The organism is Streptomyces sp. NPDC047453 (assembly GCF_040643155.1).
GTDB lineage: Bacteria > Actinomycetota > Actinomycetes > Streptomycetales > Streptomycetaceae > Streptomyces.
Map to the genome: position 1 here is coordinate 40,757 of NZ_JBEYTS010000043.1, position 20,609 is coordinate 61,365.

At 70.9% G+C, this 20,609-nt stretch carries 12 protein-coding genes and 2 pseudogenes; 6 read left to right on the forward strand and 8 right to left on the reverse strand.

The features are described from left to right. Positions 1–34: 34 nt before the first annotated feature. Positions 35–478 carry an NTP pyrophosphohydrolase gene (locus ABZ818_RS29135; protein WP_361420874.1) on the reverse strand — a complete coding sequence of 148 codons (444 nt, stop codon included), beginning with the start codon at positions 476–478 and terminating at the stop codon, positions 35–37. 349 nt (positions 479–827) lie between these two features. Between ABZ818_RS29135 and ABZ818_RS29140 the strand changes: the two genes are divergently transcribed. Then, entirely contained in the window at positions 828–1,943 is a 1,116-nt protein-coding gene (locus tag ABZ818_RS29140) for a hypothetical protein (RefSeq protein WP_361420877.1), read from the forward strand. 53 nt (positions 1,944–1,996) lie between these two features. Here ABZ818_RS29140 and ABZ818_RS29145 read toward each other — a convergent pair whose 3' ends face one another. Further along, positions 1,997–3,073 carry an LCP family protein gene (locus ABZ818_RS29145; protein ID WP_361420880.1) on the reverse strand — a complete coding sequence of 359 codons (1,077 nt, stop codon included), beginning with the start codon at positions 3,071–3,073 and terminating at the stop codon, positions 1,997–1,999. Positions 3,074–3,443: 370 nt separating this feature from the next. On the opposite strand from ABZ818_RS29145, the gene ABZ818_RS29150 reads away from it, so the two are divergent. Next, positions 3,444–7,421, forward strand: a complete 3,978-nt coding sequence (locus tag ABZ818_RS29150) for a CDP-glycerol glycerophosphotransferase family protein (protein WP_361420883.1) — start codon at positions 3,444–3,446, stop codon at positions 7,419–7,421. A gap of 160 nt (positions 7,422–7,581) precedes the next feature. On the opposite strand, the gene ABZ818_RS29155 is transcribed toward ABZ818_RS29150, so the two are convergent. After that, positions 7,582–8,493, reverse strand: coding sequence for an endonuclease/exonuclease/phosphatase family protein (locus tag ABZ818_RS29155; protein ID WP_361420886.1), 912 nt, complete (start codon positions 8,491–8,493; stop codon positions 7,582–7,584). A 130-nt stretch (positions 8,494–8,623) separates the two neighbouring features. On the opposite strand from ABZ818_RS29155, the gene ABZ818_RS29160 reads away from it, so the two are divergent. Then, positions 8,624–9,865: a hypothetical protein gene (locus tag ABZ818_RS29160; protein WP_361420889.1), complete on the forward strand. Its 1,242-nt coding sequence runs from the start codon at positions 8,624–8,626 to the stop codon at positions 9,863–9,865. Between the two features lie 43 nt (positions 9,866–9,908). Beyond that, complete coding sequence (locus ABZ818_RS29165) at positions 9,909–11,420, forward strand: hypothetical protein (protein ID WP_361420892.1); 1,512 nt, start codon at positions 9,909–9,911, stop codon at positions 11,418–11,420. A gap of 70 nt (positions 11,421–11,490) precedes the next feature. Here ABZ818_RS29165 and ABZ818_RS29170 read toward each other — a convergent pair whose 3' ends face one another. The 4 genes from ABZ818_RS29170 to ABZ818_RS29185 all read right to left on the reverse strand — a co-directional run bounded on the left by ABZ818_RS29170 (position 11,491) and on the right by ABZ818_RS29185 (position 18,371). After that, positions 11,491–13,620 carry a 3-hydroxyacyl-CoA dehydrogenase NAD-binding domain-containing protein gene (locus tag ABZ818_RS29170; RefSeq protein WP_361420895.1) on the reverse strand — a complete coding sequence of 710 codons (2,130 nt, stop codon included), beginning with the start codon at positions 13,618–13,620 and terminating at the stop codon, positions 11,491–11,493. After that, positions 13,617–14,837, reverse strand: coding sequence for an acetyl-CoA C-acyltransferase (locus ABZ818_RS29175; RefSeq protein ID WP_361420898.1), 1,221 nt, complete (start codon positions 14,835–14,837; stop codon positions 13,617–13,619). Before ABZ818_RS29175 ends, ABZ818_RS29170 begins: the two co-directional genes overlap by 4 nt. A 118-nt stretch (positions 14,838–14,955) precedes the next feature. Next, positions 14,956–15,984 carry a LacI family DNA-binding transcriptional regulator gene (locus tag ABZ818_RS29180; RefSeq protein WP_361420900.1) on the reverse strand — a complete coding sequence of 343 codons (1,029 nt, stop codon included), beginning with the start codon at positions 15,982–15,984 and terminating at the stop codon, positions 14,956–14,958. Continuing rightward, positions 15,981–18,371 carry a glycoside hydrolase family 2 protein gene (locus tag ABZ818_RS29185; protein ID WP_361420903.1) on the reverse strand — a complete coding sequence of 797 codons (2,391 nt, stop codon included), beginning with the start codon at positions 18,369–18,371 and terminating at the stop codon, positions 15,981–15,983. Before ABZ818_RS29185 ends, ABZ818_RS29180 begins: the two co-directional genes overlap by 4 nt. A 169-nt stretch (positions 18,372–18,540) precedes the next feature. Between ABZ818_RS29185 and ABZ818_RS29190 the strand changes: the two are divergent. Both ABZ818_RS29190 and ABZ818_RS29195 read left to right on the forward strand, forming a co-directional pair. Next, positions 18,541–18,768 (forward strand): annotated as a pseudogene (locus ABZ818_RS29190) (carbohydrate ABC transporter substrate-binding protein); the annotation flags it as partial. Next, positions 18,768–19,088: pseudogene (locus tag ABZ818_RS29195) on the forward strand (ABC transporter permease subunit); the annotation flags it as partial. The pseudogenes ABZ818_RS29190 and ABZ818_RS29195, both read left to right, overlap by 1 nt. Positions 19,089–19,178: 90 nt before the next feature. Here the strand turns inward: ABZ818_RS29195 and ABZ818_RS29200 are convergent. Beyond that, positions 19,179–20,468, reverse strand: coding sequence for a ribonuclease D (locus ABZ818_RS29200; RefSeq protein ID WP_361420906.1), 1,290 nt, complete (start codon positions 20,466–20,468; stop codon positions 19,179–19,181). Positions 20,469–20,609 lie beyond the last annotated feature (141 nt).

Genomic DNA, 20,609 nt, shown 5'->3' on the forward strand with positions numbered 1-20,609 from the left:
CCTTGGCCGGGAGCATCCCGGGGCTGGAGCCGGACTAGGAACCGGAGCCCGGGTCGGTGCAGGAGCCGGCGCCGGGGTCGGAAACGGGTCCCGCGCCGGGGCCGTAAACCGTGCGCGGCCCCACCGTGGTGGCGCCCGTCGCGGTTACCCTGCGGCGCAGTTCGCGGTCGGCGGTGACGACCACCCGGACGCGGTCCGCCGCGGCGGCGGCCAGCCGGACGATGTGGTCGTCGCCGCTGCCGGGTGCCTCCTCGATCCGTACGCCGGGCACGGACGGCACGCCCCGCGCGGCGCCCTCCAGGACCAGCACGATCTCCAGCGGACCCGGTACGCCGGGTACGCCTCCCTCGACGTACCCGGCGAGCCGGTCGCGCAGGCGCTCGGCGGCACCCCGCCGGTCGCGCCACCACCCGTCCGGGACGGAGCCGACGACGTTGGCCCCGTCGACGATCAGCAGGGCGGCCGGCGAGGTCGGCATCCGGGCTCCTTCCGGTCGGAATCAGACGCGGCGCACCGCCGCCACGACGCGGTCCGGTGTTCAACCCCGGCGCTCCACGAGCGGCTTGCTCTCCTGTTCGTTCAACGATATCCGGGCGGCAACGGCCGAGAGGTGGCCACGATCCTGTCCGCCTCCACCGGCCAACTCATCCTGACGCGCCGCAAGAACGAGCCGGTGCCCGCGCCGGCGGCCCGGCAAGCGGCCGGCCAGGCGCTGCCCGGGCAAGTGCGAGCGCCGGGGGAACTGATGAACGAACCGCTTATGATGTTCCGAGTTTCAGGGTTCCCGTGTCCGTGATACGGCGAGCTGCAGGAAGGTGCACGAGGTCATGCGGAGAAGGCCGGCAGATCCTGTGGGAGCCGCCCGCGCGGACCGGCCCACCGACACCGGACGGGGACGGGTCGCGTCCGGGGCCGCCCACGGCACCTGGCTCACCCGCGGCAAGGACGGCCGGCTCAGCCTCTACGCCCCCACCGAGGGCGGGCTGCTGCGCTGGACGGAAGCGGTCGTCGGCGGTCCCGAGTGGACCGGACCGTACTTCGTGGCCGTGGCCGGGCTGACACACCTGACCGTCGTGCAGGGCACCGACACCTATGTGCACTTCCTCGGCCGCAGGGAGCGTACCGGCGCCGACGGCTCGTGCGACGTCGACGTCGTCCACGCCGTCCAGTACCAGACGGGACTCGCCTTCACCGACTGGCGTTCGCTGGGCAACCCCCAGCGGGGCCGGGAGCAGGGCGCGCGACTGGGGCCGCCGGTGGGCGCGATCGCGCCGGACGGCACCGTCCACGTCTTCGTCCGCGGCGCCCAGGGCGGCCTGATGCTGCGTCGCGAGGCTCCGAACGGCAAGTGGCGGGCCTGGGAGGACCTGCGAGGCGCCGGTGTCGACGTGCTTCCCGCGCCGGTGGCCCTTGCCAGTGGGCGGATCGAGGTCTGTGTTGCCGCCGAGACGGGAGTGCTCGTCTGGCGCCAACTGGAGCCGGGCGGCGACTTCACGGGGCCGCGGGGCTTTTCGCTGAGCCCGGTCCCGGGCACGGTCGCCGCTCTGGAGACCGGCCCGGACCGGCCCACCTTCCTCTGGGCGGACGCCGTCTCCGGTGGCGCCGCGGCCTGGCGGGCGGGCGGCTCGCCCGTCGCACTGTCCGGCTCCGCGTCCCAGGGCCCGTACGCGACCCTGCGCACCTCGCTCGACGGCCACGACTGGGTCCTCCTGGCCCACCGCGCTCCTGAGGGCTCCGCGGTGCTCGGCCTGGGCGCCACCGAGAATGAGGCGAACGGCTTCTGGTGGTACGTCCTGGCGGAGGCCTGCCAGGGGGCGCCGGTCCTGGCCCGGGACGGGCACGGACGGGTGGTCATGGCGCTCATCGACCCCGACGGCGTGCCGAAGGTGGCACGCCAGGAGGCAGGCGCCGGCCTCTCCCTCGCTCACTGGCACCGGCTCTGACATGTCCCGCGGGGGAGCCGCCCGTCGCACGCGGTCGGCTCCCGCCGTGAGGATCAGCCGCCGGTCGCGGGGGACTTCTTGGCGGACTCGGGGATGGCGGAGTCGCTGCGGAGCGCCTTCCACAGCTCGGTTGCCTGGGGCTCCGCGGCCACGACGCGGTTGGGGTCGATCTTGTCGTAGCTCACCGGCAGCATGATCGTCTCCATGCTGGAGGGGTTGACTCCGTTCAGACTGCGCCCCAACTCCGCCAGCTTGGTGAGAGAGGCGAGCTCGGCGTCGGTGGTGAGGGCCGCGGTGAGCTTGTCGGCGATCTTGTACGTCTTGGTGGGGCTGCCCAGGAGGTCCTGCTGCTTGATCTCGCTCAGCAGGTCCAGCATGAACTGCTGCTGGAGGCTGATGCGTCCGAGGTCGCTGCCGTCGCCGATGCCGTGCCGGGTGCGGACGAACTGCAGGGACTGGGTGCCGTCCAGGCGGTGGGTGCCGGCGGTCAGGTCCAGGCCGCTGGACTTGTCGTGGATGTCCTGGTCCACGGTGACGGTGACCCCGCCTATCGCGTCCACCAGCCCCTTGAAGCCGGCGAAGTCGATCTCCATGTAGTGGTCCATGCGGATGCCGGACATCTGCTCCACGGTCTTCACCACACAGGCCGGGCCGACCTGTCCGTAGATGGAGTTGAACATCACGCGCTTCGCCGACGCCACCGTGGTGCCGTCGGACTTCGTGCACTCGGGCCGGGTCACCAGGGTGTCGCGCGGAATGCTGACGGCGACGGCCTCGGTGCGGCCCTCGGGTATGTGCATCACCAGCGCGGTGTCGGAGCGGGCGCCCGCGACCTTGCCGGTGTTGAGCGCGGCGTTGTCACCGGCGCGGGAGTCGGAGCCGAGGATCAGGATGTTCTGCCCGGAGGTCGGCAACTTCTCGGGCCGGTCGTCGCCGATGGCCTTTTCGATGTCGACGCCCTTGATGTTGCCGTCGAGGCTGCTGTAGATCCAGTAGACGAGGCCACCCGCGGCCAGTACGAGCACCAGCAGCGTCAGCAGAACGATGCGGCCCCAGCGTTTCCTGGCGCGCGGGGGCTGCCCCGTGCCCGGTGCCTCCGGGGCACGCCGGGACTCGATCGTGTTCGACATCGTGTTCGGTTCCTCTCCTCACGGGCTCCGCGCCGGCGGAGTGGCGGGGCCCGGGTGGGGGGAGGCCGGCCCACTGTGTGGTCAATGCAGTGGGAGAACTATAGGCAACTCGAGGTGCGGGCTTTGCGGGTGGGCGCCCCGGGGTGGCCGACAGGTGTACGAGGCATTGATTCGTCTTGACCTTGCTTAACTTTCACTTAAGATATCGAAACTGTGATCGACGGTTGAGGGGGCTCTTGCCGGAGTTCGCGGAATCGTGCGATGTCCGAGCGGCCACCACGCGGCCGATCGGACGTGACGAGCAGGGGGTGGGCGTCCACCGCTGGTGTGGTGTCGCCTGGTGGGCGAAATGTGTTGGTAGGAGTACGAGTTGGCGGACCATCCGCGTCTGAGCGTTGTCGTCCCCTTTCAGGACGTGGAGGTCTACCTCGCCGAGTGCCTGGAGTCGATCGCCCGCCAGTCGTTCCGCGACTTCGAGGTGATCCTGGTCGACGACGGTTCGACCGACGGCTCCACCAGGATCGCCGGCGACTTCTGCGCCCGTGACCCGCGCTTCCGGCTCATCCGCCAGGAGCCGCACGGTCCCGGTCACGCCCGCAACACCGGCCTCCGCGCGATGCACCCCAGGGGCGAGTTCCTCGCCTTCGTCGACGGCGACGACGTCATCCCCGAGTACGCCTACGAACTTCTGGTGCGCACTCTGGCGGAGTCCGGCTCGGACTTCGTCTCCGGCAACGTGCAGATGATGAACTCCACGAAGAAGTGGCAGTCCCCCCTGCACAAGGGCCCGATGCAGAAGAACCGGCGCGGTACCCACATCACCAGGTTCGACGCGCTGATCTACGACCGGACGGTCTGGAACAAGCTGTTCCGGCGGTCCTTCTGGGACCACCACTTCATCCAGTTCCCCGAGGGGGTCCTGTACGAGGACTCCTGGGTCAACATGTTCGCCCACTTCCGGGCCGAGAAGGTCGACGTCATCACCGACATCGTCTACTTCTGGCGGCGCCGGGAGGGCGGGGCGGCCCCTTCGATCACGCAGCGCCACACCGAACTGTCCAACCTGCGCGACCGGGTCTCGGCGGTGCAGTCGGTCAGCCGCTTTCTCGCCGATCCGCACTCCGGCGAGTTCAAGGAGAGCAAGCGCAAGTACGACCTCGCCTGCCTGAAGTCCGACCTGATGCTCCACTTGAAGGTGCTGCCGGACGCCGACGAGGAGTACCGCGAGGCCTTCATGCACTGGGCCAACGAGTTCCTCGACGAGGCCGACCTCACCATCATCGACGAACTGCCCGCGGAGGCCCGGGTCAAGTGGCACCTGGTGCGGGCAGGGCGGCCGGCCGAGCTTCTCGAAGTCATCGAGTTCGAGCGGCGCGGCGGCCCCATGCCCGTACACCGTCGCTTCCACCGCTACCTGAAGTACCCCTACCTGGGGGACCGGGAGGTGGGCCTGGACAAGAAGGCGTACCGGCTCGACAAGGAGTTCTCGCTGCACGGTTCCCTCACCGGAGCCGACTGGAACCCCGACTCCGATCTGTTGACGATCACCGGCACGGCGTACATCCGTTTCATCAATGTGCACAAGAAGCACATGTCGGTGAAGGCGATCGCGCTGCGCAACAAGAAGCAGGGGCGGACCCTCATCGCCTCGGCGAAGACCACCTATGCCCCGCAGGCCACCGAGCAGTCGCAACAGAACCGTTACTGCTATGACTGGGCCGGGTTCGAGGCACGCTTCGACACGGCCCGTCTGAAGCGCAAGGACAAGTGGGTCGAAGGCACGTGGGACGTCGCCGCCGGCGTCCTCAGCCGTGGGCTGTTCCGCTACCGGGGCATCGACCGGGGCGCCGCGGGCAGCGCGGCCAACCCGCCGTACCGGTACGTCGACCGCAACACGCGCATCCTGCCGCTGTTCGTGCAGGGCAAGCTCAAGTTGCGCGTGGAGGTCGTGCGCTGCCGGATCACCGGGCACCGCCTCGTCGGTGAGGAACTCGAACTGCGCGGCGTCTACCTCGGTCCCACCGTGCCCCAGTGGGGCAAGTTCCGGGTCGCCAACATGGGCGGTGCCGGGCGCCACGACGCATGGGCGCACTTCACCCCCGGTGGCGACGGATGGTGCACCTTCACCACCCGGCTGCCGCTGCGCACCCTCGTCCCGGGATTCCGGGCCGCCGCCCAGAAGGAGGCGGAGATCCCGCAGTCCTGGAGCATGGGCAGCAACGGCTGGAAGACCACCTTCCACGTCGAGGGCCGGAAGATGACGATCTACCCGGTCATGGCCGAGGACACGGCCGACGGGCACTACCGCATGCCCGCCTCGCTGCAGACCCGTGAGGGTGACCGGGAGGTGGTCGTGCACCGCAACGGCTCGGGCTACCTGGTCCTGTTCGAGCGAGCGACCTTGCCCATCGCGTCCGGCTACGCCTGGCACGAGGACGGCTCGTTGGAGATCAGCGGCCGTTACGCGGCCGCGGACCGGCTTTCCCCGGCGGAGTACCAGTCCGCCCACATCGTCGTGCGCGCGCGGGCGCACGGCGCCGAACACAGCGTCCCCCTCGTCTGGAACGGCAGGCACTTCAGCTGCGTGCTGACCCCGGCCGCGATGTGGACCATGGGAGGCGACATCCCGCTCGCGGCCGGACGCTGGGACTTCTTCCTGCGCCGCCAGGATCTCTCCGCGGTGGCCCGCGAGGACCGGCTCGAAGACCTGATGGTGAAGCTCGAACAGGATCTCGTGGGCGCGCTGCCCAGGGGCTACGAGGAGAACGAGCGCCGCTACGAACTCCAGGCGGAGGCCTACGATCGGCTGAGCCTGCTCGTCCACTCCGCCATGCCCGACCACGCCCGCGGCCCGTACCGCCAGAAACTGCAGCGCACCAAGGCCTATCCGGCGGCCCGTCGCGCTCCGGTGCGTCCAGCGGTGCTCTTCGACGCCTTCAAGGGCACCCAGTACTCCGACAGCCCCCGAGCCCTGCACGAGGAACTGATCCGGCGCGGCGTCCGCCTCGACCACCTGTGGGTCGTGCGCGACGACCAGGTCCGGGTTCCCTCGAGCGTCACCCCCGTCCGCATGTGGTCCCCCGAGTGGTACGAAGCCCTGGCCACCAGCCGGTACGTGGTCGCCAACAACCACCTTCCCGACTGGTTCGTCAAGCGCGAGGGCCAGGTGGTCGTGCAGACCTGGCATGGCACGCCGCTGAAGAAGATCGGCCACGACATCGAGGCCATCCACTTCGCCGACCAGCGCTATCTGGAACGGGTCGAGAAGGAGGTGCAGAACTGGGACATGCTGGTCTCGCCCAACAGTTTCTCCACCCCGATCCTCAAGCGCGCCTTCGGCTTCCCGGGCGAGATGGTCGAGTCCGGCTACCCCCGCAACGACATCCTGCGCCGCGCCGGCACGGAGCAGCGCGAGCTGTGGATCCGCCGGCGCATCGGGCTGCCCAGGGGCAAGCGCGTCGTGATGTACGCCCCCACCTGGCGTGACGACCAGTTCTACGCGCCGGGGAAGTACAAGCTCGACTTCCGCATCGACCTCGAGGACGCCCGCGCCCGGCTGGGCGCCGACCACGTGCTCCTGGTCCGCCGTCACCCCAACGTGGTGGATCCGGTCCCCGGGGCCGGTGACGGCTTCGTCTTCGACGTCTCCGACTACCCGGACATGGCGGATCTCTCCCTCATTACCGACGTGATGATCACGGACTACTCGTCCCTCATGTTCGACTACGTCAACACCGGCCGCCCGATTCTCTTCTTCACCTACGATCTGGACCACTACCGCGACACCCTGCGCGGCTTCTACTTCGACTTCGAGCGCTGCGCGCCCGGGCCGCTGCTGTCCACCTCCAAGGACCTGGTGGCCGCCATCCGTGACATCGAGCAGGTCCAGGACGCCTACGCCGAGCGCTACCGCTGGTTCCAGCGCGAGTTCTGCGACCTGGACGACGGGTTCGCCTCCGCGCGGCTCGCCGATCGCATGCTGGTCGCGGGCGGTGACCTCGCACCCGAGGACGCGCAGGCCCCGGCGGTCGGCACCGTCGACACCCGGCACGCGGGCCGCGCGCTCACCCCGCTCAAGTGGGGCGCCCATGCCTGGTTCACCCCGCAACGGCGCGCCGCTCAGAAGCCCAGGGCCGGTGCCGGCGCGATGTTGGGCACGGTGCCGGCCCAACCGGGCCCGGCGCACGACACCTCCGTGGCCGACCGGCAGGCACCGGCCGATCAGCCCTGGCCCGCGACTCCTTCCCCGGCACCGCAGAGGACGCCGGCAGGGATTCAGCAGCCGTTCGAACGGTCCGCGTCACCCCAGTCGGGAGACGGCCCGGCGCACGAGGACGTGATCGTGTGACGCCGGTGAGAACGGCCGGCCAGGCCACCGGCGTGCCGCGCCGGCAGCCGGCCTCCCCGAACGGCCGCCGGCAGCCATGACGGCGCCCGTGAAGCAGCCGGAGGCAGCCGTCACGTCCGGCGTCCGCCGACGCCCGGACGGGCGTCCGGCCGGCACAGCCTCAGCCGGTTCGCACCCGGATCAGCAGGGCGAAGTGGTCGGATGCGCCGGTGTCACGCACCGTGCACCGGATGCGAGGCAGCCCGGTGAACAAGTAGTCCAGCTTGTGCCCGGAGTCATGGGTGGCCCGGCCGGAACGGGACGACGCGGACGTCTGGTCGCACTCCCTGTGCGTGCCGTAGGGCCCGCCCGACCAGACCCACGAGGCGGGGTTGCGCGGTCCGGGCGGATCCACGTTGAGATCACCGCCGTAGACCGTGCGCCTCGCGGGCACCGCGGACACCAGTGCCTTGAGCTGGTCGTCGCGCAACTCCCAGGCCGGGTGGGCGCGGTCGCTTCCCGGCGGGCTGAGGTGGGCGGTGCAAACCCGGACGTCCAGCGCCGCGGCCGTGGCGCAGAGAATGCCCCGCCGCAGCCCCGCGGAGGGCTGCTGGGCGGCCACCACGGTGACGGCGGACAGCCGGTACGCCGAGAGCAGCGCGAAACCCGCGGCGCCCTGCCCGGGCTCGGCGCAGCGCACGGCGCTGGTGCGGCCCGAGACGTCGCGCCAGGTGTAGGGCCGGAACTCCGTGTGCCAGGACGGGCGGAGGGCTGCGCGTACCGTCTCCAGGTCACCGGCACAGACCTCCTGGAGGAGGATCACCCGGGCCCCGGCCCGGCTGACGAGCCCTTCCAACTCACCGCGCTTCGCGGCGCGGCTCCCGGTTCCCCGGCAGTTCCACTGCCGCACGCCGCACATGTTCCAGGTCGCCACGGTGAGTGTCCGCTCCGCGGCGGAGGAACGGGCCGGCCCGGACATCTGCGTCAACGTCGCCGCGGTGGCGAGGGACAGCAGTGCCGCCGCGGCGGCAACGGCTCTCTGTCCGCGGCGTGCGCCTCGCTCAGGCGTGGGCCGGCGGGTCGTCCAAGGCATCAGGACATCATGAGCGGCCGACCCCTCAGTCGCCAAAGTTCCGGCACATCAAGCCGCCTCGGGTATTCCTCCCTCCGGTGGTGCCTCACTCGCCCGATGTCGCAGCCCCCGACGAGAGTGGAACCACAGCATGTCTAAAACACCCGCGAAGGGCCGCCAGGTCATCCAGGGGATAGATGCCTCCGGCGGCTACCCCGTCGAGTACCGGTTCTCCCATGCAAGGAGCGGCAACCGGCACCTGATGGTCGTCTTCGCCAACCTCTTCGCTCCGGACGACTACGGCTGGGCCACCGGCATCCTCGACAACCTGCGTTCCAACATTCTCTGGATCCGAGATCGGTTCGAGGGCCGCAACACCTACTACCTGTGCAAGGACATGGACTTCGCCGTCGAGAGTTCAGTGATCGGGCTCATCTCGAAGGTGATGAACTCCCTCGGGCTCACACCCGGCGACGTCACCCTGTGGGGCAGCTCGAAAGGCGGGACCGCGGCTCTGTACTTCGGCCTGAGGTACGGGTTTCGCAATATCGTCGCGAGCGTTCCGCAGTTGCGGGTGGGCACCTTCGTACGCGACGTGTATCCGGACGTCGGCCGGCACATGCTGGGCGAGGCGATGCCGGACGACAACGTCCGTGTCCTCGACGCGATCATGCCCGGCCTGCTGGAGTCGGGGGCGAACCCGGACGCCCACATCTACGTGGTGTCCTCGCCGCAGGACGAGCAGTACGGCAGCCAGGTGGAGCCGTTCCTCGGGCTGTTGCAGCGGTACCGCAACTTCAACTTCATCTTCAGCGAGTCCCCGTTCATCAGCGACCATGGCAAGGTCACCCAGCGCAACACGCCGCCTCTGCTCGGGATCGCCTACCTGCTCGTCGAGGGAATCGCCCCCCGTATCGGCCTCACCCGACACGGGTACGAGGAACCCGACGCCGACAGGTCGCCGATCGACGCCTTCCTGAAGTCGACGTCGGTGGTGCAGGACTCGTTCGCCCCACCGGTCGTGACCGTGCCCGCGGAGGACGGGATGTTGCCCTCCGAAGGCGTTCGCTTCGAGGGGCGTGCGCCCGGAGCCGTACGCGTGAGCATGTGGGAGAACGGCAGGTATCTGGCGTCCGCTCCGGTGGCCGGCGACGGCAGTTGGGGCTGGGACCGGGGCCAGGCGTGGAGCCCGGGCCCCCACGCGGTGAGGCTCTTCTCCGTGGACGCGAGCGGCTACCAGTCCGAACGCGTCGACGTGCGGTTCACCGTCACCGAGTACGCGGTGGCGCAGCCGGGCGTGCAGGCCGGCGCTGCCGGGAGCGCCGGCTTCGCGGGCGCGGCCGAGGGGGCCGCCCACGCGGGATTCCGGGAGAACGGGTCAGCCGGGTACTGAGCCCACTCGCATTCGCAGTACTTCAGAGACTGGATTCACGTACATGTCCAAAGCACCCGTCATTGGCCGGCAACTGCGCGTCGGCATCGAAGCCTCCGGGACGTTTCCGGTGGAGTACCGGTTCGCCCACGCCAAGAACGGCAATCGGCACCTGGTCGTCGTCTTCGCCAACTTCTCGGCCCCCGACGACTACGGCTGGTCGAACGGAGTCTTCGACAACGTGCGCGCCAACATCCTCTGGATCCGCGACCGCTTCCAGGGGATGAACAGCTACTACCTGTGCAGGGAGATGGACTTCTCGGTGGAGCAGTCCGTCGCCGGACTGATCTTCAACGTCATGAAGGCCCTGTCGCTCACTCCGGACGACGTCACCATGTGGGGCGGCTCGAAGGGCGGCAGTGCGGCCCTGTACTTCGGGCTGCGTTACGGATTCCGGAACATCGTCTCCATCGTCCCGCAATTCCTGGTCGGGACGTACGTGCGCAAGGTCCACCCCAAGGTGGCCGCCTTCATGCTGGGCGAGGGCGCGCCGGAGGCGAGCGTACGGGCCGTGGACGCGATCATCCCCGATCTCGTTCGCTCCGGGAACAACCGCACCGCCAACATCTACCTGCTCTCCTCCCCGCAGGACGAGCAGTACCGGGAGCAGGTGGAGCCCTTTCTGGGCCTCTTCCAGGGGTACGAGAACTTCAACTTCATCTACAGCGAATCGCCGTTCATCACCGACCACACCCAGGTCACCCGGCGCAATGTGCCCGCGCTCATGGGCATCGTGAACCTGCTCGCGGACGGCATCCCGCCGCGCTTCGGCTTCGTGCGCAACGGCTACGAGGAACCGGAGCGGGACGGTTCGGCTCTCACCTCCTACCTCGCCTCCACCTCGGTCGTCAGGGGCCCGGAGTTCCCGCCGCCCGTGGTGACGGCACCGACGTTCCAGCAGGAGGTGCGCAGGGACTCCGTTCGGCTCGCGGGCCATGCCCGGGGCGCCGTGCGCGTCATCGTCTGGGAGCACGGCAAGTACCTGGGCCAGACCGAGGTCGCCGCGGACGGCAGTTGGTCCTGGGAGCTGGGTAGGGCCTGGAGCACGGGCAAGCATCCCCTGAAGGTCTACGCGGTGGACGCGTCCGGTTACCAGACCGAGCGCACCGAGGTGCAGTTCGTGGCGGTCGACGCGGCCGAGACGGCTGCCGCCGGGCAGGCCCCGGCGGACCCCTTCGTCTCGACCGTCGGCCGGAGTGCGACCGCCCCTGTGGTGCTCGAGCCCGTGGCCCATGAACAGATGATGGACCCGCGGGTGGTGTTCGCCGGCACCTCACCGGGTGCCACCCAGGTGGGGTTCCGCGAGAACGGCGTGCTGCTGGGCGGCGCCGCGGTCGCCGCCGACGGCGGGTGGGCGTGGGACTCCGGCTGGGCCTGGTCCGGCGGACCGCACGTCGTGGACGTCTTCGCCGTCGACCCGTCGGGAGCCGAATCACCAGTGACGCAGGTGCCGTTCACCGTGATGGCCGCCGCGGCCCCCGGGGCGGCGACAGCGCACTACGGCGGAACCTACTGACCGCGCCGGCGGCGTGAGGACGGCGAAGGGCCCCCGCCGAGGCGGGGGCCCTCACACCCGTGGGCGGCCGTTACGCCGGAACGCTCGCCACCCCCGGCTCCAGGAACCGCTTGCCGTTCACACGTTCCGACACGCCCTCGCGGTCCAGGTACGGCGTGATGCCGCCCAGGTGGAAGGGCCACCCTGCGCCGGTGATCAGGCAGAGGTCGATGTCCTGCGCCTCGGCGACGACGCCCTCGGCCAGCACCAGGCCGATCTCCTGCGCGACCGCGTCGAGCACCCGCGCCCGCACCTGCTCCTCCGTCAGGACGGTGTCGCCCTGCTTGAGCAGCGCGGCGACCTCCGGGTCCAGCTCGGGCCTGCCGCTGTCGTAGACGTAGAAGCCGCGCTTGCCGGCCTCGACGACCGCCTTGAGGTTCGGGGAGACCGTGAAGCGGTCCGGGAACGCCTGGTTGAGGGTCTCCGAGACGTGCAGGCCGATCGCCGGACCGACCAGTTCGAGCAGGACCAGCGGGGACATGGGCAGGCCGAGCGGCTCCACCGCCCGCTCCGCCACCTCGACCGGGGTGCCCTCGTCGATGACGTTCTGGATCTCGCCCATGAAGCGGGTCAGGATGCGGTTCACGACGAACGCCGGGGCGTCCTTGACCAGGACCGCGGTCTTCTTCAGCTTCCTGGCCACCGCGAAGGCGGTCGCCAGCGAGGCGTCGTCCGTCCGCTGGCCTCGGACGATCTCCAGCAGGGGGAGGATCGCGACCGGGTTGAAGAAGTGGAAACCGACGACCCGCTCGGGGTGCTTCAGCTTCGACGCCATCTCCGTCACGGAGAGGGAGGAGGTGTTCGTGGCGAGGATCGCGTGCGCCGGGGCGACCGCCTCGACCTCGGCGAACACCTTCTGCTTGACGCTCATCTCCTCGAACACGGCCTCGATGACGAAGTCCGCGTCCGCGAAGCCCTCCGCCTTGTCCAGGACGCCGGTCACCAGCGCCTTGAGGCGGTTGGCCTTGTCCTGGTTGACACGGCCCCTGCCGAGCAGCTTGTCGATCTCGGCGTGGACGTAGCCCACGCCCTTGTCGACGCGCTCCTGGTCGATGTCCGTCAGGACGACCGGCACCTCCAGGCGGCGCAGGAAGAGCAGGGCGAGCTGGGAGGCCATCAGGCCCGCGCCGACCACGCCCACCTTGGACACCGGGCGCGCCAGGTTCTTGTCCGGGGCGCCGGCCGGGCGCTTGCCGCGCTTCTGCACCAGGTTGAACGCGTAGATGCCGGACCGCAGTTCGCCACCCATGATCAGGTCGGCGAGGGCCTGGTCCTCGGCGTCGAAGCCCTGCTGGAGGTCGCCGTTCTTCGCGGCGGCGATGATGTCCAGGGCGCGGTAGGCGGCGGGGGCCGCGCCGTGCACCTTGGAGTCGGCGATGAACCGGCCGCGCGCGACGGCCTGGTCCCAGGCCTCGCCTCGGTCGATCACGGGGCGCTCGACCTCGATCTCGCCCTTGAGGACCGCCGTCGTCCAGACCAGCGACTGCTCCAGGAAGTCGGCACCCTCGAACAGGGCGTCTGCGATGCCGAGTTCGTGGACCTGCTTGCCCTTGAGCTGCTTGTTCTGGTTGAGGCTGTTCTCGATGACGACCGTGACGGCCCTGTCGGCGCCGATCAGGTTCGGCAGCAGCGTGCAGCCGCCCCAGCCCGGGACCAGGCCCAGGAACACCTCGGGGAGCGAGAACGCCGGGAGGGCCGCGGAGACCGTGCGGTAGGTGCAGTGCAGGCCGACCTCGACGCCGCCGCCCATCGCCGCGCCGTTGTAGTACGCGAAGGTGGGCACGGCCAGCTTCGACAGCCGCTTGAAGACCTCGTGGCCGCCCCTGCCGATGGCCAGCGCGTGCTCGTGCTCCTTGAGCAGCTCCACGCCCTTGAGGTCGGCGCCGACCGCGAAGATGAACGGCTTGCCGGTGATGCCGACGCCGACGATGTCGCCGTCCGCGGCCTCCTTCTCCACCTGGTCGATGGCGGAGTCGAGGTTGGCCAGCGAGGCCGGGCCGAAGGTGGTCGGCTTGGTGTGGTCCAGGCCGTTGTCCAGGGTGATGAGGGCGAAGCGGCCCGCGCCCCGGGGCAGGTCGAAGTGGCGTACGTGCGCCTGTGTGACGACCTCGCCCGGGAACAGCTCGGCCGCGCCCTTCAACAGCTCAGCGGTGGTGCTCACTTGTCGCCTCCGTCGAAGTGCGGGTTCTCCCAGATGACCGTCGCGCCCATGCCGAAGCCGACGCACATGGTGGTCAGGCCGTAACGGACCTGCGGCTGCTCCTCGAACTGGCGGGCCAGCTGCGTCATCAGGCGGACGCCGGAGGAGGCGAGGGGGTGGCCGAAGGCGATCGCGCCGCCGTACTGGTTGACGCGCTCGTCGTCGTCCGCGATGCCGTAGTGGTCGAGGAAGGCCAGGACCTGCACGGCGAAGGCCTCGTTGATCTCGAACAGGCCGATGTCGGAGATCGACAGGCCCGCCTTGGCCAGGGCCTTCTCGGTGGCCGGGATCGGGCCGTAGCCCATGACCTCCGGCTCCACGCCCGCGAAGGCGTAGGAGACCAGGCGCATCTTGACCGGCAGTCCGTGCTCGCGGGCGAAGTCCTCGCTCGCGATGAGGGAGGCGGTGGCGCCGTCGTTCAGACCGGCCGCGTTGCCCGCGGTGACCCGGCCGTGCACGCGGAACGGCGTCTTGAGGCTCGCCAGGTTCTCCAGGGTGGTGCCCGGACGCATCGGCTCGTCCGCCGTGACCAGGCCCCAGCCGGTCTCGCCGGCCTCGGGGGTCGTACGGCGTACGGAGATCGGGACCAGGTCGGCCTGGATGCTGCCGTTGGCGTACGCCTTGGCGGCCTTCTCCTGCGAGCGCACCGCGTACTCGTCGGCGCGCAGCTTGGTGATGTGCGGGTAGCGGTCGTGCAGGTTCTCCGCGGTCATGCCCATGAACAGGGCGGACTCGTCGACCAGCTTCTCGCTGACGAACCGCGGGTTGGGGTCCACGCCCTCGCCCATCGGGTGGCGGCCCATGTGCTCGACACCGCCCGCGATGGCGATGTCGTACGCGCCGAACGCGACGGCACCGGCCACCGTGGTCACGGCGGTCAGCGCGCCCGCGCACATCCGGTCGACGGAGTAGCCGGGGACCGAGGTGGGCAGGCCGGCGAGGATGCCGGCGGTACGGCCGATGGTCAGGCCCTGGTCGCCGATCTGCGTGGTCGCGGCGATGGCGACCTCGTCGACCTGCCGCGGGTCGAGACCGGGGTTGCGGCGCAGCAGCTCCCGGATCGCCTTCACGACGAGGTCGTCGGCGCGAGTCTCGTGGTAGATGCCCTTCGGGCCCGCCTTGCCGAACGGGGTGCGGACGCCGTCGACGAAGACGACGTCCTTGACGGTACGAGGCACGATGGCTCTCCTCCAGGGTGCGGGACGGCACTGCCGCGCAGCGCTGAGCGCGCGCTCAGCCTCCATGCTACTCATGGGTAATGTGACTGCCCAGTCCCCGCGCCCACAGCGGCGAAGGTCACACTGCCGGCGGCGCCGTCGAACCGCGCGGAGTCAGCACCGGAGTCGGCACGGGATGCGAGCCCGGACCCTCCTCCAGCAGGGCGCCGAACAGCGTGCGGGCCACGTCCGCGCCGAACCCGTGCACGTCGTGGCTCATCGCGGACAGCGTCGGGTGGGTCAGCCGGCACAGCTGGGAGTCGTCCCAGGCCAGCAGGGACACGTCGGCCGGGACGCGCAGGCCCATCTCCGCCGCCACCGACAGTGCGGCCACCGCCATGATGTCGTTGTCGTAGACGATCGCCGTGGGCCGCTCCGGCGGGGCCGCGGACAGCAGCGAGCGCGTCGCCCGCGCCCCCGTCTCGCCGGAGAAGTCGGTCGCCACCTGCCACGCCCCGGCCAGCTGGAGGCTCCGCGCCGCCGCGTCGAACGCCGCCGCGCGGATTGCCGTGTGCCCGAGGGCCGCCGCGCCGCAGACCCGGGCGATCCGCCGGTGCCCGAGCGCCGCCAGATAGCGCACGGCCTCGGCGACCGCGGTGGCGTCGTCGGTCCACACCGAGGTGAGCCCGCCGGTCAGCGACGGGTGTCCCACGGCGACCGCGGGCAGCCCGATCCGCCGTGCCACGGCCGGGCGGGGATCGCCGGTGCGGAAGTCGACCAGGATCGAGCCCGCGATCTGCCGTGCCTTCCACCACGTCTCCAGCAGGCCCGCCTCCTCCCGCGGTTCGCGTACGAGCCGCAGCAGCAGCGAGCAGGAGTGCTCGGCGAGGACGCTCTCCACCCCCGATATGAACTCCATGTAGAAGGGTTCGAGCCCGAGCAGCCGGGCCGGCCGGCAGATCGCGAGCCCGACCACGTCCACGCGCGAGCCGGCCAGCGACCGGGCGGCCGGGTTCGGCGCCCAGTCCAGCTCGCGCGCGGCCCGGAAGATGCGGTCGCGGGTCGCCTCCGAAAGCCCCGGCTTGCGGTTGAAGGCCAGCGACACCGCCCCCTTGGACACCCCGGCACGGGCGGCCACGTCCTTGATGGTGACGCGGGGTGCCGTCACCGGGCGGGCTCCACGCAGTACAGGGCCGACCGCACGGCGTCGGCCGCCTCCGGGCCGCCGGGGATCCTCCATCCGTCGACCCCGATGGTCACGCGTTCACCGGGGAGCAGGGTGACCAGCCCCGTGTCGGCCCGTGCGGCCGGGTCCAGCCGGTCGGCCTGGAGCAGCAGGTCCCGCACCAGGGTGCGGGCGGTCACGGTGACCGCGTCCGGCGCGACGGACACGTCGAACTCCGGCCGCGGACACAGGACGTCGCGGTCCGGCACCGGGAAGTGCAGGGCGCGCAAGCCGGCCGCGTCCGCGACCAGGAACTCCTTCGGGCCGTTCGGCACCAGTTCGGGCGGGACGGCGACGTCCGCGACCGTGCGCGCCGCGGCGCGCAGGGCGGTGCGCGTGGAGGCGACGACCTCGCCCGCGACGTTCATCCGGCGCAGGGTGAGTTCAGCCGCCCAGGGCGCGGCCGACTGGTTGACCGCGGCCAGCACCAGCCCGCCGTCCCGCGCCCGGAGGGCCAGCAGCCGGTCCGCGTAGAGCCGTTTCAGCTCGTGGTACAGCGGCTTCTCCCGCCCGTCGCCGTCGATCGCCGCCCAGGACGTCACTGGCCAGCAGTCGTTCAGCTGCCACACAACGGTGCCCGCGCACACCGGCCAGTGCGAGCGCCAGTGCTCGATGCCGGCGGCCACCGCCCGCGCCTGGTTGAGCTGGGTGAGGTAGTGCCAGCGGTCGAAGTCCCCCTCGGGCGGGGCGAAGTGCGGGGCCAGTCCGCGCTCCAGCTTGCCGTTGCCGTCGTCGGCCTTCTGGTGGTGCAGCATGCCGGGGGAGTCCGGGGCGAGTTCCTCGCCCGGCAGGGCGCGGCGCAGGGTCGCGTACGCGGGCGGCGCCTGCCAGCCGAACTCGGCCACGAAACGCGGCACGTTCAGCCGGTAGTCCGCCCAGTCGCGCCGGTTCCACACCTCCCACGAGTGGTGCGTGCCGTGTGCCGGGTCGTTGGGGTGGTGCGCCCAGGACCCGGACCAGGGGCTGCCCGCCGTGTACGGCCGGGTCGGTTCGAGTTCGGCCACCACCCGGGGCAGCAGGCCCAGGTAGTACCCCTCGCCCCACGAGTCGCCGGCCAGCCGCGGCTCCCAGCCCCAGTCCCTGAAGCCCCACAGGTTCTCGTTGTTGCCGTTCCACAGCACGAGCGAGGGATGCGGCATCAGGCGTACGACGTTCTCGCGGGCCTCGGCCTCCACCTCGCCGCGCAGCGGCTGCTCCTCGGGGTAGGCGGCGCAGGCGAACGGGAAGTCCTGCCAGACCAGCAGGCCGAGTTCGTCGCAGGCGTCGTAGAAGTCCTCGCTCTCGTAGATTCCGCCGCCCCAGACCCGGACGAGGTCGACCCCCGCCGCGGCCGCCTGGCCCAGCCGCTCCCGATAGCGCTCACAGGTGATCCGGGAGGGGAACACGTCGTCCGGGATCCAGTTGACGCCTCGCGCGAACAGCCGCTCCCCGTTGACCACGAGGGTGAAGCCGCTGCCGTGCTCGTCGGCGGAGGTGTCCAGCTCCACGGTCCTGAAGCCGATCCTGTGACGCCGCGCGTCCAGCACCTCCGTGCCGTGCAGCAGCGTCAACTCCAGCTCGTACAACGGCTGCCCGCCGTACCCCCGGGGCCACCACAGGTCGGCGTCCGGCACCCGGAGCCGTACGACCCCGGCCGTGCCGTCGACAGCCGCCCGCGCCCGCACCCCTCCCACTTGGGCCTCGACGGCGAGTTGGGCCTCGGCGCGGGTCCGCTCCACCCCGATGTGCACCTCGACCACGCCCGTGCCGTCCTCGACGGTCACCACGGGGCGCACCCGGTCGATCCTGGCCGTGGACCACGACTCCAGCCGCACCGGGCGCCAGATGCCCGCCGTGACCAGGGTCGGCCCCCAGTCCCAGCCGAAGGAGCAGGCCATCTTGCGGATGTGGGCGAAGGGTTCGGCATAGGCGGAGGGCCGCTCTCCGACACGTGCGCGCACGGCCTCCGCCTCGGTGTACGCGGAGTCGAAGCGCACCGTCAGGTTCCCCCGACGGCCCGTCACGTCGAAGCGGTACGAGCGGTGCATGTTGCGCACCCGGCCCAGCCGCCCGCCGTCCAGCGTGATCTCGGCGGCGGTGTCGAGCCCGTCGAAGACCAGGTCGGTCCGCTCGTGCTCCGAGCCGGTGTCCAACCGCCTCTCGTAGATCCACTCCCGGCGGCCCACCCAGGCCACGTCCGCCTCGTTCCGGCCGAGGAAGGGATCCGGGATCAGCCCCGCGGCCAGCAGATCCGTGTGCACGCAGCCCGGCACGGCCGCCGGGAGCGCCGCACTCGCGTCGTCGGGGTGTCGCAGGATCCATCCCTCGGTGAGCGGTGTGGCCCGAAGCATGCGCTCTCCCTAAACCGGTCCAACCCAACCGGCCTGTGGTGTAGCAGCGTTGGCGAGATTCGGACTTTACCGGTTGAGAAAGCGCTGTCAGAGTGCCGAACCAGCCAACCCGGCCGTCCGGCCGGCCCATCCGCAGTGCTCGTCCGTCCGCAGAACGGAGCTGACGCACATGAACCGCCGCACTTTCCTCGCCGCGACCACCGCGGCCCTGCTGCTCACCGGGTGCACCGGCACCGGAGGCGCCTCGAAGGGGCAGGACGCCGAGGCATCCGACGACCCCGCGAAGGTGAGCGGGACCATCACCGCCCTCACCCAGCGCACCGACCTGGTGCAGGACGGCACGATGAAGAAGTACGCCGCCGCGTTCAACCGGACGTATCCGAAGGTGAAGGTCGAGAGGCGGCCCGCCTGGACGGCGCCAACGCCTTCACGATCTACCGGAAGATCATCTTCCCGCTGCTGAAGCCGGCGATCGCGACGGTCGTGATCGTGAAGGGGATCACCGTCTACAACGACTTCTGCATCCCCTTTCTCTACATGCCCTCCGAAGACCTTGGCGTGATCTCGACCTCCCTGTTCCGCTTCCGCGGCCCCTTCGGCGCCCACTGGGAGACGATCTCGGCAGGAGCGGTCCTCGTCGTCCTGCCGACCTTGATCGTCTTCCTGTTCCTCCAGCGCTTCGTCTGCAACGGCTTCATGAAGGGGGCGACCAGGTAGGGCACGGGCACCCGGGCGACGGGGGAGGCGCGCCCGGCCGGACAGGTCCTCAAGGTCCTGGGCGCCCCTGGCCGCCGGCGCCGACCAGTCCTAGGCGCCCTTGGCCGCCAGTGCCTTCACCAGCACCGGCGTTACCTGCTCCACCTGCCACGGCCGCGCTCCGTACCCGGCGAGGGCGGCGCCGACCGACTCGGCGTCGGCGCCCTTCGGCGGCTCCCAGCACAGGCGCCGCACGGTGTCCGGTGAGACGAGGTTCTCCTGCGGCATGTTCAGCCGCTCGGCCAGCGCCGACACCTCGGTCTTGGCGGCGGCCAGCCGTGCCGCCGCCACCGGGTCCTTGTCGGCCCACGCCCGCGGTGGCGGAGGCCCGGTCACCTGCTGCCCCTGCTGCGGCAGCGCCGACTCGGGAAGGTCCTTGGCCCGCTCCACCGCGATCTGCCACTGCTCCAGCTGCCGCCGGCCGGTGCGGTGCCCGAAGCCGTTCAGCGCGGCGAGCGCGTGCACATTGGCCGGCAGGGCGAGCGCGGCCTCCACGATGGCCGCGTCCGAGAGCACCTTGCCCGGCGACACGTCCCGCCGCTGGGCGATCCGGTCCCGGGTCTGCCAGAGCTCCCGCACGACGGCGAGCTGCCGCCTGCGCCGCACCTTGTGCATCCCGGAGGTGCGCCGCCAGGGATCCTTGCGTGGCTCGGCGGGCGGCGCCGAGGCGATGGCGTCGAACTCCTGGAGGGCCCACTCCAGCTTGCCCTGCCGGTCCAGCTCCTTCTCCAGGGCGTCCCGCAGGTCGACGAGCAGTTCCACGTCGAGCGCCGCGTACCGCAGCCACGGCTGGGGCAGCGGCCGGTTCGACCAGTCGACGGCGGAGTGGCCCTTCTCCAGGACGAAGCCCAGTACGCCCTCGACCATCGCGCCGAGCCCGACCCGCGGGAACCCGGCGAGCCGGCCGGCCAGTTCGGTGTCGAACAGGCTGGTCGGCAGCATGCCTATCTCGCGCAGGCACGGCAGGTCCTGGGTGGCCGCGTGCAGCACCCACTCGACGCCGGACAGCGCCCCGCCGAGGCCGGACAGGTCGGGGCAGGCGACGGGGTCGATCAGCGCGGTGCCGGCGCCCTCGCGGCGCAGCTGCACCAGGTAGGCGCGCTGGCCGTAGCGGTAGCCGGAGGCCCGTTCGGCGTCGACGGCGACGGGGCCGGAGCCGGCCGCGAACGCGGCGGTCACCTCGGCGAGCGCGTCCGCGTCGGCGATCACGGGCGGGATGCCCTCACGGGGTTCGAGCAGGGGGATCGGCGCCCCGGTGCCAGAAGATCCGCCGTCGTCCGGAGGGGCGCCTCCGGTGGTTCGCAGTGAGCTGTCTGCTGCGGTCTCTTGGGCGTCGGTCACATGTCAAGAGTATCCGTGGATGGACGGCGCCCGCCGACGGAACGTTCCGTCGGCGGGGGGCGGGGGGGGGGTAAACCGGAAAGCATGGGGCCCCCCCCCCGGGGGGCGGCCCGTTGCCGGGGTCTGGTAGTACGGCGTGGA

Bases quoted from the DNA above. Each gene is read 5' to 3' on its own strand.
- ABZ818_RS29135 (WP_361420874.1), bottom strand. From the start codon at position 478: ATGCCGACCTCGCCGGCCGCCCTGCTGATCGTCGACGGGGCCAACGTC.
- ABZ818_RS29140 (WP_361420877.1), top strand. From the start codon at position 828: ATGCGGAGAAGGCCGGCAGATCCTGTGGGAGCCGCCCGCGCGGACCGG.
- ABZ818_RS29145 (WP_361420880.1), bottom strand. From the start codon at position 3,073: ATGTCGAACACGATCGAGTCCCGGCGTGCCCCGGAGGCACCGGGCACG.
- ABZ818_RS29155 (WP_361420886.1), bottom strand. From the start codon at position 8,493: ATGCCTTGGACGACCCGCCGGCCCACGCCTGAGCGAGGCGCACGCCGC.
- ABZ818_RS29160 (WP_361420889.1), top strand. From the start codon at position 8,624: ATGTCTAAAACACCCGCGAAGGGCCGCCAGGTCATCCAGGGGATAGAT.
- ABZ818_RS29165 (WP_361420892.1), top strand. From the start codon at position 9,909: ATGTCCAAAGCACCCGTCATTGGCCGGCAACTGCGCGTCGGCATCGAA.
- ABZ818_RS29185 (WP_361420903.1), bottom strand. From the start codon at position 18,371: ATGCTTCGGGCCACACCGCTCACCGAGGGATGGATCCTGCGACACCCC.